Genomic DNA, 14,548 nt, shown 5'->3' with positions numbered 1-14,548 from the left:
GGGGCTGCTCGCGGCTACTTCCCCGGCAGGCCCAGGGAGCGCTTCAGGAAGTCCACCTGGAGCAGGAGCAGGTTCTCCGCGACCTGCTCCTGCGGCGTCATGTGGGTGACGCCGGACAGCGGCAGGACCTCGTGCGGGCGGCCCGCGGCGAGCAGTGCGGAGGACAGCCGCAGGGAGTGCGCCACCACCACGTTGTCGTCGGCCAGGCCGTGCACGATGAGCATCGGGCGGTGCGGCTCGGCCGCCTCCACGAGTCCCTCGTCCCAGATCAGGGAGTTGTGCCGGTACGTCTCCGGGGTCCGGTTCGGATCGCCCAGGTACCGCTCCTCGTAGTGCGTGTCGTAGAGCCGCAGATCCGTGACCGGGGCGCCGACGACCGCGGCGTGGAACACGTCGGGACGGCGCAGCGCGGCCATGCCCGCCAGGTAGCCGCCGTAGGACCAGCCGCGGATCGCCACCCGGGACAGGTCGAAGGGGAACTGCTCGGCGAGCGAGTGGAGGGCGTCGACCTGGTCCTCGAGGGTGAGGGTCTTGTCGTTCTTGATCGACTTTTCCCAGCCGGGGGAGTGGCCGGGGGTGCCGCGGCCGTCCGCGACGAGGACCGCGAAGCCCTGGTCGGCGAACCACTGCGAGGTCAGGAAGATGTTGTGCGCACGCTGGACGCGCTGGCCGTGCGGGCCGCCGTACGGATCGAGCAGTACCGGAAGAGGCCCGTCCGTCTCCTTGTAATCAGTGGGGAGCAGGACGGCGCACGGGATGTTCCGCGTGCCCACTTCGGTGAGCGTCACGCGCGGAGTGAGCCCCGGGCGCTGGGCGTGTGAGGCGACGGTCGCCACCTGCTTGCCCCCGCGCAGCACCTGCACCTGCGCGCCGGGGCGGTCGAGCGTGGCCGACACCAGGACGGTGAGGCCGCCCGCGCGCACCGCCGAGTGCACGCCCGGCTCCTGCGAGACGCGCTCCACCCCCAGCTCGTTGACGCGGTACACGTGGATCTCGCCGGTCTCCGGGTCGGCCGCCGCCGCACCCGCCGACGCCGACACCAGGATGTCCTCCTCGGTGACGTCGAGGACCGCGCGGACGTGCAACTGCGGTCCGGTGAGCGGACGTTCCCCCCACGCGAGGACGCGGGCGCCCCCCTCGTCGACGATCCGCACCAGCTTCCCGCTGGGCGACCAGCACGGCACACCAGGGAAAAGTTCAAGCCATTCTGGATCTTCCTCCGCGTGCACCATCCGCGTGGCACCGCTGTCCGGATCCACCGCGAGATACAGCTGGCTGCCCTGGTCCCTGGACTGCACGAGAAGCAGCGGCGCGCCGTCCGCCGACCAGTGCACCCGGGCGAGGTACGGGAAGCGGGCGCGGTCCCAGACCACCTCGGTGCGCGAGCCGTCCAGGCCGAGCACGCACAGGCTCACGTCCGCGTTGGGCGTGCCCGCGGCCGGGTACGCGACCTGCTCGGGCGCCCGGTCCGGGTGCGCCGGATCCGCGATCCACCACCGCTGCACGGGGGCGTCGTCCACCCGCGCGACGAGCAGCCGCTCCGAGTCGGGCGACCACCAGAAGCCCCGTGACCGGGCCATCTCCTCCGCCGCGATGAACTCGGCGAGACCATAGGTGACGGTCGCCTCCTGGCCCGCCTCAGGCTCCGCGAGGGCCCGGTCGTCCTCCCCGTCCACCCCCGTCACGCGCAGGGCGCCCTGCGCCACGTAGGCGACGTGCCGCCCGTCGGGCGAGGGGCGCGGGTCGATCACCGGCCCCGGCACGGGCAGTTCGCGCGCCGTGCCCGCGCGCAGCTCCGCGGTGAAGAGGCGTCCCGAAAGCGCGAACGCGGCCAGCTCCACCGCCGCGTCCGTCGCGTATCCCACGATGCCCGCGCCGCCCTCACGGCTGCGTTCGCGCCGTGCGCGCTCCTCGGCGGACAACTGCTCGGCGACGCCGCCGAGCAGCACGTGCGGATCGGCCGCGACCCGCTCCGAGCTGGTGTCCGACACGTCGAGGACCCAGAGCCGGTTCGCCCGGTCGGTGCCGTCGGACGAGCGCAGGAAGGCGACGCGCGACCCGTCGGGCGCCACCGTGAACGCACGGGGCGCGCCGAGGGTGAAGCGCTGCGTCCTGGCGTGCTGACGCGGGAAGGAGAGCCGCTGTGCCTGGCTCTCGTCGGGCCTGGGAATTCCGGGGTTCTCGGTGGTCATCCCCCGAGCCTATGGCTCATGCGCCCCCCTGTGCTGCCGTGCTCCGACTCATGCGTCCGCACGGATAGTTATGATCCGTAGCGCTTGGTGGGTATGTACCTGCTGGGGTCCGCACTGGGGTACGACAACGAGTTGGAGGTGACCGCCGTGGCACTCTCGATTTCGGCGGTGGTGCTGCTGGCGATCATCGTCTTCCTGTTGGTCAAGAAGTCAGGACTGAAAGCGGGACACGCGGTCGTCTGTACGCTGCTCGGCTTCTATCTGGCGAGCTCGTCCGTCGCGCCCACGATCAACGAGCTGACGACCAACGTGGCCGGGATGATCAGCGACATCAAGTTCTGACGCGGGCTCGTAGGGTGGTCCCATGACGGAACTGCCCGCCCGGCGCCTGCTGCTCGTGCACGCGCATCCCGACGACGAGTCGATCACCACCGGCGCGACCATGGCCAAGTACGCGGCCGAGGGCGCTCATGTCACGTTGGTGACCTGCACGCTGGGCGAGGAGGGCGAGGTCATTCCGGCCGAGCTCGCCCATCTCGCCGCCGACCGAGAGGACTCCCTGGGCGCCCAGCGCATCGGGGAGCTGGCGGCCGCCATGAAGGAAGTGGGGGTCGCCGACCACCGCTTCCTCGGCGGCACCGGGCGCTACCGCGACTCCGGGATGATGGGCGTCGAGCAGAACGACCGCCCCGGCGCCTTCTGGTCGGCGGACCTCGACGAGGCCGCCGCGCACCTCGTCGAAGTGATCCGCGAGGTGCGCCCCCAGGTCCTGGTGACGTACGACCCGGACGGCGGGTACGGCCACCCCGACCACATCCAGGCGCACCGCGTCGCCATGCGCGCGGCCGAGCTCGCCTCCGAGCCCGCCTTCCGCGCGGACCTCGGCACGCCCCACACCATCGCGAAGATCTACTGGAACCGTGCTCCGCGGTCCGTGGTCGAGGAGCGCTTCCACTGGATGTCGGGCGCGCTGCGGCACTCGCCGTTCGGCACGCCCGCCGTCGTCGCCGACGTGCCCGGCGTCACGGACGACGAGCGGATCACCACGGAGATCGACGGCCGACCGTACAAGGCGGCCAAGGCGGCGGCCATGGCGGCCCACGCGACCCAGATCACGGTGAGCGGTCCGCTCTTCATCCTCTCCAACGAGCTCGCGCAGCCGATTTTCGATGTGGAGTACTACGAGCTGGTGCGGGGAGAAGCGTCGGCAGAAGGAACGTTCCGTGAGACCGATCTCTTCGCGGGACTCGAAAGGGTGACGGATGTGGCTGAGGTGACCGCGCTGTGAGTACGCGTTCCCGTGCGTCGTCAGGGGCCGGTTCCGGGGCCTCCAAGCCCCCCGCTCCGAAGGGGGCAGAGACAGGTCCGACGTCCGGCGCGGGCGCCGCCGGAGCCCCCGGCAGCTTCCTCGCGCAGCCCCTGAGGGCGGGACGGCTCGCCGCCTGTGCCCTGCTCTTCGTCCTCGGCGCCGTCGTCGGCGTCGCCGGGTCGCTCGTCCAAGGGGGCTTCTTCCCCGCGGGGTTGCTGCTCGCGCTCGTCGGTGCCGGTGGCCTCTTCTACGGCGGGTCGCGGGCGATCGGCACCAGGGCGGGGGCCGTTGCGCCCGCCGCAGGCTGGCTGGTCGTGGTCATGCTGCTCACCGCCACCAGACCCGAGGGCGACTTCCTCTTCGGCGCGGGTCTCGGTTCGTACGGCTTTCTGCTCGGCGGAATGGCCGTCGCTGTGATGTGCGCCACGCTCGGGCAGGGGCCGCAACCGAGCGCGCCCGCCGCCCGACTTGGCAAGTGACGTACCACTTCGGCCGGTGTGCCGCACGGGTTTGACACCGGTCACGGGATGAGTGCCGACGGCGGCCAGTATGGTGGTGCGGCCGCCGAGCCTCCCCCAACCTCCGGCCGGGGGGACCCCGGATGAGGTCGAGACGGGCGGCGGAGTCAACCAGGAGAACCTGCCTTGAGTCGTGAAACTGACAGTTCGTCCTCCGGGCCCCAGGGGCGCGGTGGAGCCGCATACCCCTCGGGGACGCCGCCGTACGGCTCCCCGGCACAGGGTGCTCCCGCCGACGGCGGAATGGACGGAGCGCGGCGGCAGGCCGCCGAAGAGCGGCCCGACGAGCCCGAGACCCAGACCACGCTGACCACCCGCATCCGGATCAACATCCCCGGTTCGCGGCCCATCCCGCCGGTCGTCATGCGGACGCCCGTCGGTGACGAGGGTCCGCGCGGGGAGTCCGTGCCCCTGGACGGCGGCCGCCGTGACGGCGGAGCGCCGGGCGCTCCCGGTGCTCCCGGCGCCGGGGAGACGGGCCGGGCGACGGGGGCCGGAGCCCCGGTCGCCGCCGGGTCCGCCGCCCCGGGCGACGGCGGCACGGGATCCTCCTCCCCGGCCGAGGAGAAGACGAGCGACTGGTTCGCGCCGCGCAAGCCCGCCCGGAACGAGGGCGGGAGCGGCACGGGCGGTTCGGGCGGTTCCGGTACGAACGGGTCCGGCACGGGCTCCTTCGACGTGTCCGGCGCCGTGGCGTCGGGCCCCCTCGGCACGGGCGCCCCGCAGGGCGATCCGCAGCGCGGCGACCTGCCGTACTTCTCCGGTGGTACGGGCGGTACGGGCGGCCCCGGCGGCTCCCGGCCCCCGGCAGGGCCGACCGGCGGTCCCGTCACGGGCGACAGCCCGCTGGCGCCTCCGACGCCGCAGGCGGCCCGTCCGTCGGGTCCGGGCGCCCCCGGCGCTCCCGGTGGCCCCGGCGCCCCCGGTGGCCCCGCCAATTCCGGCGCGCGGCCGCCCCGTTCCGGCGCCATGGGCGACGACACCGCGATCCTCACGCCGCAGAAGGCCGGTCCGGTCTCGCCGCCGCCCGGCGGCCCGCGGCCTCCCGTCGGCGGCCCCGGTGGCCCCGGCGGCCCCGGTGCTCCCGCGCCGGGCTCCAACGTCTCCGGCGAGACGCTGACCAGCGGCATCCCCGTCGTACCGCCCGCGCACGACAACTCGCCGTTCGGGACCGGGCCGCAGGGCGAAGGCCCTGTGCCGCACACCCCGCCGAAGCTGCCCGAGCCGGTCCGCTCGGACGTGCCGCCCGCCACCCCCGCGCCGAAGGCGAAGGCCAAGAAGAAGGGCCGCAACAAGCTGGTCCTCCTCGCGGTCGCCGTCGTGGTCGTGGGCTGTGGGGCGTACGGCGCGGGCCTGTTGATGAACCACGCCGACGTCCCGAAGGGCACCACCGTGCTCGGCGTCGACGTCGGCGGCGGCACCCGCGACGAGGCCGTCCAGAAGCTCGACGCGGCACTCGACGAGCGCGTCACCAAGTCCCTGAAGCTCTCGGTGGGCGGTGACACCGTCGACCTCAAGCCGGACCAGTCGGGCCTGACCCTGGACAGCCAGGCCACCGTCCGCGAGGCCGCGGGCAGCGACTACAACCCCGTCTCGGTGATCGGCTCGCTCTTCGGCGGCCAGCGCGTCGTCGAGCCCGTCATGCCCGTCGACGAGGAGAAGCTCGCGGCCGCCCTGGAGCGCGCCGCCGGCGGCTCCGGCACGGCGCAGGAGGGCACGGTCGACTTCGTGCCGGGCAAGGCCGTGCCGGTCTACGGCAAGGTCGGCAAGGGCATCGACCCGCAGGCGTCGACCACGGCGGTCGCCGACGCGTACAAGAAGCAGGTCGAGACGGGCAGCGCTGGCTCGGTCCAGGTGCCGGTCACGACACGCAAGCCCGCCATCTCCAAGGCCGAGGTCGACAAGTTCATGACCCGGTTCGCCAAGCCCGCCATGTCCGCCAACGTCACCATCAAGGCGGGCGCCAAGTCGATCCCCTTCGGCCCGGAGAAGTCGCTGCCGAAGATCCTTGAGACGAAGGCCCTCAAGGACGGCACCCTCCAGGTGCACTACAACCTGGAAGAGCTCAAGAAGCTGTACGGCAACGTCTTCGACGGGGTCCTGATCCAGCGCGGCAACGGCTCCAAGACGCCGGTCCAGCCGACCGACGTGGCCCAGGCGATGGGCAAGGCGCTGACCGGCAAGACGCCCGCGGAGCGCATCGGGGTCATCGAGACGAACGCGAGCTGATCCCGCCCGGCACACGGAGGCCGGACGGTTCACCCGGGCCACTCGGGTGAACCGTCCGGTCTTTTGCATGACATCTGTCATCCCGGAGTCACCACAACCGACACTGCCGCTGCCACCTGCGCTTTTGTGACGATGTTCGGTATGACGACGACCACAGCACCGCCCGCCGCCGACGTGGTGAGCTTCGAGCAGGTGACCAAGAGCTACGGCGACGTCCGTGCCGTCGACGGCCTGACCCTCGACCTCCGCCCGGGCGAGACGGTGGCGCTCCTCGGGCCGAACGGCGCGGGCAAGTCCTCCACCCTCGACCTGCTCCTCGGCCTGCGGCGGCCGGACAGCGGCACGGTGCGGGTCTTCGGGGCCGAGCCGCGCGAGGCGATCACCGCGGGCCGGGTCGGCGCCATGCTGCAGAGCGGCGGCCTGATGGGCGAGGTGACCGTGCGCGAGCTGGTGACGCTCGCCTGCGACCTGCACCCCAGGCCGTACCGGGTCAACGACGTGCTCGCCCACGCGGGCATCACCAAGATCGCCGACCGCAAGGTCGACAAGCTCTCCGGCGGCCAGGAGCAGCGCGTCCGCTTCGCGCTGGCCACTGCGGGCGCCCACGACCTGATCGTGCTCGACGAGCCGACCACCGGCATGGACGTCACGGCCCGCCAGGCGTTCTGGGCCACCATGCGGGAGCAGGCGGACCAGGGCCGCGCGGTCCTCTTCGCCACGCACTACCTGGAGGAGGCCGACGCGATCGCCGACCGCGTCCTGGTCCTGCACCGCGGCCGCCTCCTCGCGGACGGCACCGCCGCCGAGATCAAGGCGAAGGCGGGCGCCCGCAAGGTCGCCTTCGACCTGGCGGAGATCGATCCGGCGCGCACGGAGCAGCTCCGCGAGCTGCCCTTCCTGACCACGCTCGACATCACGGGCCACACGGTCCGCATCCAGTCGACGGACGCCGACGCCACCGTGCACGCGCTGTACGGGCTCGGCCTCTACCCCCGCAACCTCGAAGTCGCCGGGCTCGGCCTGGAGCAGGCCTTCGTGGCGATCACCGAGGCCGAGGAGGCCAGGACCCGATGAACAGTCTGATCAAGCTCGAGATCACCCGCGCCCTGCGCAACCGCAAGTTCCTCTTCTTCTCCGTCATCTACCCCTCGATGCTCTTCGTGATCATCGCGGGCAGCCGGAGCGGCGCCGACAAGGTCCCCGAGACCGGCCTCTCCGTCCCCGCGTTCATGATGGTCTCGATGGCGTCCTTCGGCGCCCTCACCGCCGTACTCATGGGCAACAGCGAGCGCATCGCCAAGGAGCGCGAGAGCGGCTGGGTGCGGCAGCTGCGCCTGACGGCCCTGCCCGGGCGCGGCTACGTCCTCGCGAAGACCGCGAGCGCGGCCGTGGTCAGCCTGCCGTCCATCGTCGTGGTGTTCGCCGTCGCGGCGATCTTCAAGGACGTGCGCTTCGACGCCTGGCAGTGGGCGGCGCTGACCGGCGCGATCTGGGCGGGCAGCCTCTGCTTTGCCGCGCTCGGCGTGGCCATCGGCTACCTCGCGACCGGCGACGCCGTACGCCCGATCACGATGATCATCTACTTCGGCCTGTCCATCCTCGGCGGCCTGTGGATGCCGGTGACGACGTTCCCGCACTGGCTGCGGGAGACCGCGTCCTGGCTGCCCACCCACGCGTACGCTGCCCTCGGGCAGGCCATCGAACTGGGCGAGGCACCGCACGCGAAGGACATCACGCTCCTGGTCGCCTACTTCCTCCTCTTCGCGGGCGGCGCGGCGTGGCTGTACCGGAAGGACACACTGAAGGCGTGAACGTGAAAGACGCTGAGTGCAGCGAACTCCACCCCGTGTACACCTTCGGACGGCCGCCGCAGGGCCGCCGCCAGTTCCTCACGAAGGCGGCCTGGATCGGTGTCTGGCTGGTGTTCCTGAGCGCTCCGGTCAAGGACCTGGCCGAGGGCCGTCACACGCCCCTGGCCACGGTGCTCGGCTCGCTCGGCCTCGCGCTCTTCGTGGCCTGCTACCTGACCCTCGTCTTCCGCTACACCACCAAGGTCCTCCAATGGCGCGCCGTCATCGCCTCGTTCGCGCTGCTCGTGGCCCTCGCCGTGATCCTCGCCTTCAGCTTCGGCGACAGCTGGCTCGGACTCTTCGTGTACGTCTCGGTCTCCGCGGGAGCCGTCCTGCCGGTGCGGTACGCGCTCGGGGTCATCCCCGTGGTCACCCTCCTGATGATCGTGGTCGGCCTGCGCGACGACGGTCTGGGCGACCTGGTCACCAACCTCGGAGTGATCACCCTCCTGGTGGGCTTCGCGATGTCCGGCGTCCGCGAGCTGATCCGCACGACGGTCCAGCTCCGGCAGGCCCGCGCCACCGTCGCGCAACTCGCCGCCAACGAGGAGCGGCTGCGGCTCGCCAGGGACCTGCACGACCTGCTCGGCCACTCGCTCTCCCTGATCACGCTCAAGAGCGAGCTCGCCGGGCGGATGCTCCCCACCGACCCCGACAAGGCCGCCCAGCAGGTCGCCGACATCGAACAGGTCAGCCGCCAGGCCCTGGTGGACGTGCGCGAGGCGGTCTCCGGCTACCGGCGGCGCACCCTCGCCGGTGAGCTCGCGGGCGCGCGCACGGCGCTCACCGCCGCCGGTGTCGACCCCGTGGTGCCGCTGGAGCCGCCCGCCGAACTGCCGGGCGAGGAGGCCGAGGCGGCGCTGGCCTGGGCGCTGCGGGAGGCCGTGACCAACGTCGTGCGGCACAGCGGGGCCCGGCACTGCACGGTGGCGTTCATAGCGCGCCAGACGCTCGAAGGACGGCTTCTGGAGCTCTCCGTGGAGGACGACGGGGTGGGCGGTTCCGGCGCCACGGCGGGCAACGGCCTGACGGGGCTCACCGAGCGCGTGGAGGCGGTCGGCGGGGTCCTGGAGACGGGGCCCGCGGAGCGCCGCGGCTTCCGCCTGGCGGTCCGCGTACCGCTGGCGAAGGCGGCCGTAGGATCCCCTTCATGAGCAGCGGGAGCAGTGGGCACAGCGGGGAAGGCGCCCGTGGCGCGGGCGATGTCATCAGGATTCTGCTGGCCGAGGACCAGGCGATGGTCCGTGAGGCCCTCGCGGCGCTGCTCGGCCTCGAACCGGACATCGAGGTCGTCGCCCAGGTGTCCCGCGGCGACGAGGTGCTCGCGGCGGCCCGCGAGCACGCCGTGGACGTGGCGCTGCTCGACATCGAGATGCCCGGCTGCACGGGCATCGAGGCGGCCGCCGAACTGCGCGCGAACTTCACGGAGTTGAAGGTCGTCGTGCTCACCACCTTCGGCCGCCCCGGCTATCTGCGCAGCGCCATGGAGGCCGGTGCCGACGCGTTCCTGGTCAAGGACGCGCCCGCGGCCCAGCTCGCCGCGGCGGTGCGCAAGGTGCTCGCGGGGGAGCGGGTCATCGACCCCACGCTGGCGGCGGCCGCCCTCGCCGGGGGCGCTAACCCGCTGACCGACCGCGAGCGCGAGGTGCTCCGCGCGGCGGCCGACGGCGCCACCAACGCCGAGCTCGCCACCGCCCTGCACCTCTCCCAGGGCACGGTCCGCAACTACCTCTCGACCGCGATCCAGAAGCTCGCGGTCCGCAACCGCGCGGAGGCGGTCAAGGCGGCGAGGGACAAGGGCTGGCTCTGAAGCACGGCTGGCCCGGCCGCCCCGGTCGCCCCGCCCGCCCCGGCCGTCAGTTCAGCATCGCCCGCGCCCCCATCGCCTGCCGCCGCGCCCGGGCGGCCGTGGTCGGGTCCAGCGCGGCGACCTCGTCGGCGTAGGTGTCGAGCTCCCGTGCGCCCGCCTGGAACTCCCCCTTATGTACGAGGAGTTGGGCGCGTTCGTAATGCAGTCGGGGCGGCGGCGCGGGCAGCAGCAGGCAGAGGTCCACCGCCCAGAGCGATACGTCGGAGCGCTCTGGGCGGGACGCGGCCCAGGCGCGGATGTTGTTGAGGATGCGCGCCACGATCTCCAGCGGCCCCGCGGTGCCCAGCATCGACGCCGCCGTCGGGGTCCCCGTGGCCGCCGCGACGAGCAGCTCCACGTCCATGCCGGACAGCAGCCGCCCGCCGCCGAACGGATCGGCAAGGACCCGGTCCTCCGGAGGACCGAAGCCCACGATGAAGTGCCCGGGCAGCGCCACTCCGTGGACGGAGGCGCCCGCGCGCCGCGCCACCTCCATCCATACGACGGAGAGCAGGATCGGCAGTCCTCTGCGTCGCCGCAGGACCTGATGCAGGAGGGAGGAGTCCAGCCGCTGGTAGTCGCCGGGTCTGCCCTTGAACCCGTGGGTCCCGCCGAGGAGTTCGGACGTGGCCACGGCCCAGGCGAGGGGGCCGCCGGTCCTGCGGGGCCGGTGACCGGACGAGACCTGTTCCGCCAGCCGGTCGAGCAGGCGCCGCGCGGCGTCCATGCCCGCCTCGTCGAGCGAAGGGTCCGCCTCGGTGCCGATCAGCAGGCACAGCAGCGACAGGTCGGGCTGGGGCGACCCGGCCTCGGCCGCGAACAGCCGCCGCCACTTGGTGGTTCCGGGGGGTCGGGGGTGCATACGTCCCTCGTGCCCGGTCGCCTCGATCGATACGTCGGCCGGGGCGGGGCCGCGCTCCCCGGCCGGGGCTCAGTTCAGCATCGCCCGCGCGGCCCGCGCCTGCTGGCGGACCCGCTCCGCCGTGGTCGGCTCCACCGTCGTCACCACGTCCGCGTAGGCGTCGAGCTCCGTCGCGCCCCCGAGGAAGTCGCCCCGCTGTACGAGGAGTTGGGCCCGTTCGTAGCGCAGGCGCGCCGGATGGGCGGGCAGCAGGAGCGACAGCTCAAGGGCCCACAGGGCGACGTCGGAGCGCTCGGGCCTGGCGGCCGCCCAGGCGCGGATGTTGTTGAGGATGCGCTGCACGATGTTCAGCGGGTCGGCGGGCGTCAGCATCGACGGCTGGATGCCCGTGCCCGCCGTACCCGCCACCAGGAGCTCCGCGTCGGCCCCGGTCAGCAGCCGCCCGCCGTCGAAGGGATCGGCGAGTATCTGGTCGTTCTTGGGCCCGAACCCGACGACGAAGTGCCCGGGCAGCGCCACCCCGTACACCGGGGCCCCCGCGCGCCGCGCCACCTCCATCCACACCACGGAGAGCAGGATCGGCAGTCCTCTGCGGCGCCGCAGGACCTTGTGCAGGAGGGAGGAGTCCAGCCGCTGGTAGTCGCCCGGCGTGCCCTCGAACCCGCACTGCTCGCCGAGGAGTTCGGCCATGGCGGCGGCCCAGGCACGGGGTCCGCCGGGGCGGAAGGGCAGCAGGCCCGCGAGGCGGTCGAGCTCGATCTCCGCGGCGTCGATCCCCGCGTCGTCGAGGGAAGGGTCGGCCTCGGTGCCGATCAGCAGGCACAGCGGTGCGAGACCGGGCCGTTCGGACCTTGCCTCTTCGGCGAACCGCCGCCGCCATTCGCCGGACTCCGCGTGCATACGTGCCTCGTGTCTGCCCTCGCCGGGCGCTGTTTCCGTGCCGTGCTCTGCTGTGCCGTGCCGTGTTCCGTCGGTCGTGCCGCTGTGCCGCTCTGCCGCTCCCGCTCAGGCGGGGCCGTACCGGTAGTGGTGATAGGCGTGGTGCGCGGCGAAGCCCATCCCGTCGTACAGCGCCCGCGCGCCGTCGTTGTCGTCCTCGACCTGCAGCCAGGCCGCCGATGCGCCCTCGGCCAGGGCCTGCCGGGACAGCGCGGTCATCACCGCGGTGGCGAGCCCCTCGCGCCGGTGCTCCGGGGCCACCTCGACCGCCATGAAGCCCGCCCAGCGTCCGTCCACCACGCACCGCCCGATGGCGGCCGGAGCGTCACCGCTCCCGGGCACGGAAGCGAACCATACCGAGGGCCCGCCCGCCAGCACCTCGAGCACATGCGGCCCGGGAACCCCGAACCGCTTGTACCGCCGCAGCCACGGCTCGTCGAAGGTCCGGGACAGCGTCACGCGGTCCGTGTCCGCGTCCAGGTCCGCGACCGGGGCGAGAGCGCCGATGTGCAGTTGGGCGCTCACCTCGCGCGTCCAGCCGTGCTCCTCCAGCGCGGCGCAGAGCAGCTCCTGCGTGCCTTCGGCGCCGGTCGCGGTCTGGACGTACGGCGGAAGGCCACGGTCCGCGTACCACTCGCGGACGTACCGGAGCGCGTCCTCCAGCGGCCGCCCGGGATCGCCGAGCGGCAGCACGGAGTTGGCCCGCCTGGTGAACCCCGCCGCCGACCGCAGCTCCCACTCCCCGAGGCGTTCGCTCTCCACGGGCTGCCAGGCCCGGGCGGACACGCGCGCCAGCTCCTCGTACGAGGCGGCGGGGCCCCTGCGGCGGGCCGGTGCGGCAGGCACGACCTTTCCTGCGACCAGGGAGCGTTCCGGGATGCGGACGCTTTCGCCGTCCCGTCGTGTGATGAGCACCACACCGTCGTTCCACGATGCGAGAACACCCACCGTGTCGGTGAACTTCTCACCCGAGATCAAAGCGTCGCTCAAGCGCCGTACAGAGACTCGTTTGCCCACGTCAGCAGGGGTAATGCGGACCTCGAGACGTCCGCCCGCAGTGAATTCCACAGCTCTGTAAGCCCCTCCTGTTCGGATCATGCCCGGGAACGGAGATACTAGGGGTGGGCATCGACGACGCCGCGCTCCCGCGCGCCAGGCGAGCGGAGCCTGAGGACGGCCCGCCAACGCCCGTATCGAGGAGGAACGACAGCGTGACCTACGTCATCGCGCAGCCTTGTGTCGACGTCAAGGACAAGGCGTGCATCGAGGAGTGCCCGGTCGACTGCATTTACGAGGGCTCCCGGTCCTTGTACATCCACCCGGACGAATGCGTCGACTGCGGAGCCTGCGAACCGGTCTGCCCGGTCGAGGCGATCTTCTACGAGGACGACACTCCTGAGGAGTGGAAGGACTACTACAAGGCGAACGTCGAGTTCTTCGACGAGCTCGGTTCGCCCGGTGGCGCGAGCAAGCTCGGTCTGATCGAGCGCGACCACGCCTTCATCGCCGCCCTGCCGCCGCAGAACCAGTAACGGCAGCCCGAGCGTCGCCCCGGTCCCGTACGGCATCTTCGCCGCACGGGACCGAGGCGTTTGCAACGACCAGTACCAGCACGGGAGTCACCACGTGTCCGCAGTCTCCGACCGGCTTCCCACCTTCCCCTGGGACAAGCTCGAGCCGTACAAGGCCACGGCGGCCGCCCACCCCGGCGGCATCGTCGACCTGTCGGTGGGCACCCCCGTGGACCCGGTCCCCGAGCTGATCCAGAAAGCGCTGATCGCGGCCGCGGACTCGCCGGGCTATCCGACCGTCTGGGGCACGCCCGAGCTGCGCGACGCGCTCACCGGCTGGTGCGAGCGGCGGCTCGGCGCCCGTGGCTTCACGCACCGCAACGTGCTGCCGGTCGTCGGCTCCAAGGAGCTGGTGGCCTGGCTCCCGACGCAGCTGGGCCTCGGCCCGGGCGACGTGGTCGCCTACCCGCGGCTCGCCTATCCGACGTACGAGGTGGGCGCCCGGCTGGCCCGCGCGGAGTACGTCGCCTACGACGACCCCACCGAGCTCGACCCGACGAACCTCAGGCTCCTGTGGCTCAACTCGCCCTCGAACCCGACCGGCCGGGTCCTCTCGCGCGAGGAGCTCATCCGTACCGTCGCGTGGGCCCGCGAGCACGGCGTGCTGCTCGTCAGCGACGAGTGCTACCTGGAGCTCGGCTGGGAGGCCGAGCCGGTCTCGGTCCTGCACCCGGACGTGTGCGGTGGTTCGTACGACGGGATCGTCGCCGTCCACTCGCTCTCCAAGCGGTCCAACCTGGCGGGCTACCGCGCGGCGTTCATCGCCGGTGACGAGGCCGCCCTCGGCGACCTGCTGCAGATCCGCAAGCACGGCGGCATGATGACCTCCGCGCCGACCCAGGCGGCCGTCGTGGCGGCGCTGGGCGACGACGAGCACGTGCGCGAGCAGCGCGCGCGGTACACGGCCCGGCGCACCGCCCTGCGCGACGCCCTGGTGAAGCACGGCTTCCGGATCGAGCACAGCGAGGCGAGCCTGTACCTGTGGGCCACCCGCGAGGAGTCCTGCTGGGACACCGTGGGCCACCTCGCCGGTCTTGGCATCCTGGTGGCGCCCGGTGACTTCTACGGCCCTGCGGGCGACCGCTTCGTGCGCGTCGCCCTGACGGCGACGGACGAGCGCGTCGCGGCGGCGGTCGAGCGCCTGGCGTGAGCACGGCAGCCGTGAATCCAGCGGCGTGAGCACGGCGGAGGGCCCGGAGCCAATGGCTCCGGGCCCTCTGTGTGCGTGC

The 14,548-nt window shown here is 72.5% G+C and carries 14 protein-coding genes; 10 read left to right on the top strand and 4 right to left on the bottom strand.

The features are described from left to right. Nucleotides 1-14: 14 nt before the first annotated feature. Nucleotides 15-2,192, bottom strand: a complete 2,178-nt coding sequence (locus AC068B_RS07065) for a S9 family peptidase (RefSeq protein ID WP_478669567.1) — start codon at nt 2,190-2,192, stop codon at nt 15-17. 147 nt (nt 2,193-2,339) lie between these two features. Between AC068B_RS07065 and AC068B_RS07060 the strand changes: the two genes are divergently transcribed. The 8 genes from AC068B_RS07060 to AC068B_RS07025 all read left to right on the top strand — a co-directional run bounded on the left by AC068B_RS07060 (nt 2,340) and on the right by AC068B_RS07025 (nt 9,908). After that, on the top strand, nt 2,340-2,534 hold the full coding sequence (locus AC068B_RS07060) for an SH2 domain-containing protein (RefSeq protein WP_478670273.1): 195 nt from the start codon (nt 2,340-2,342) through the stop codon (nt 2,532-2,534). 22 nt (nt 2,535-2,556) lie between these two features. After that, on the top strand, nt 2,557-3,480 hold the full coding sequence (gene mshB / locus AC068B_RS07055) for an N-acetyl-1-D-myo-inositol-2-amino-2-deoxy-alpha-D-glucopyranoside deacetylase (protein WP_478669566.1): 924 nt from the start codon (nt 2,557-2,559) through the stop codon (nt 3,478-3,480). Between the two features lie 131 nt (nt 3,481-3,611). After that, entirely contained in the window at nt 3,612-3,980 is a 369-nt protein-coding gene (locus AC068B_RS07050) for a DUF6113 family protein (protein WP_478670270.1), read from the top strand. Between the two features lie 165 nt (nt 3,981-4,145). After that, complete coding sequence (locus AC068B_RS07045; protein ID WP_478669565.1) at nt 4,146-6,248, top strand: hypothetical protein; 2,103 nt, start codon at nt 4,146-4,148, stop codon at nt 6,246-6,248. 132 nt (nt 6,249-6,380) lie between these two features. Further along, the gene (locus tag AC068B_RS07040) at nt 6,381-7,322 is read left to right on the top strand and encodes an ABC transporter ATP-binding protein (RefSeq protein WP_478670267.1); all 942 of its coding nucleotides are present in this window, start codon (nt 6,381-6,383) and stop codon (nt 7,320-7,322) included. Beyond that, nucleotides 7,319-8,059 carry an ABC transporter permease gene (locus AC068B_RS07035; protein WP_478669563.1) on the top strand — a complete coding sequence of 247 codons (741 nt, stop codon included), beginning with the start codon at nt 7,319-7,321 and terminating at the stop codon, nt 8,057-8,059. The genes AC068B_RS07040 and AC068B_RS07035 overlap by 4 nt, the downstream gene beginning before the upstream one ends. Next, nucleotides 8,056-9,252: a sensor histidine kinase gene (locus AC068B_RS07030; RefSeq protein WP_478669562.1), complete on the top strand. Its 1,197-nt coding sequence runs from the start codon at nt 8,056-8,058 to the stop codon at nt 9,250-9,252. Before AC068B_RS07035 ends, AC068B_RS07030 begins: the two co-directional genes overlap by 4 nt. Next, entirely contained in the window at nt 9,249-9,908 is a 660-nt protein-coding gene (locus tag AC068B_RS07025; RefSeq protein WP_478669560.1) for a response regulator, read from the top strand. Before AC068B_RS07030 ends, AC068B_RS07025 begins: the two co-directional genes overlap by 4 nt. Nucleotides 9,909-9,954: 46 nt before the next feature. Here AC068B_RS07025 and AC068B_RS07020 read toward each other — a convergent pair whose 3' ends face one another. The 3 genes from AC068B_RS07020 to AC068B_RS07010 all read right to left on the bottom strand — a co-directional run bounded on the left by AC068B_RS07020 (nt 9,955) and on the right by AC068B_RS07010 (nt 12,816). Beyond that, complete coding sequence (locus tag AC068B_RS07020) at nt 9,955-10,809, bottom strand: transglutaminase family protein (RefSeq protein WP_478669559.1); 855 nt, start codon at nt 10,807-10,809, stop codon at nt 9,955-9,957. 69 nt (nt 10,810-10,878) lie between these two features. Next, the gene (locus AC068B_RS07015) at nt 10,879-11,709 is read right to left on the bottom strand and encodes a transglutaminase family protein (protein WP_478669557.1); all 831 of its coding nucleotides are present in this window, start codon (nt 11,707-11,709) and stop codon (nt 10,879-10,881) included. A gap of 105 nt (nt 11,710-11,814) precedes the next feature. Beyond that, on the bottom strand, nt 11,815-12,816 hold the full coding sequence (locus tag AC068B_RS07010) for a GNAT family N-acetyltransferase (protein WP_478669556.1): 1,002 nt from the start codon (nt 12,814-12,816) through the stop codon (nt 11,815-11,817). A gap of 143 nt (nt 12,817-12,959) precedes the next feature. Between AC068B_RS07010 and fdxA the strand changes: the two genes are divergently transcribed. Together fdxA and AC068B_RS07000 are read left to right on the top strand one after the other, a co-directional pair. Then, a complete protein-coding gene (gene fdxA / locus AC068B_RS07005) occupies nt 12,960-13,280 on the top strand; it encodes a ferredoxin (RefSeq protein ID WP_030573070.1) in 321 nt (106 codons plus the stop codon). Nucleotides 13,281-13,374: 94 nt separating this feature from the next. After that, nucleotides 13,375-14,469 carry a bifunctional succinyldiaminopimelate transaminase/glutamate-prephenate aminotransferase gene (locus AC068B_RS07000; RefSeq protein WP_478669555.1) on the top strand — a complete coding sequence of 365 codons (1,095 nt, stop codon included), beginning with the start codon at nt 13,375-13,377 and terminating at the stop codon, nt 14,467-14,469. Nucleotides 14,470-14,548 lie beyond the last annotated feature (79 nt).

The sequence above is a fragment of the Streptomyces sp. NPDC042371 genome, from assembly GCF_056437465.1.
The sequence above is the reverse complement of the archived record's forward strand: the minus strand, read 5'-3'. Positions and strand labels throughout refer to the sequence as shown.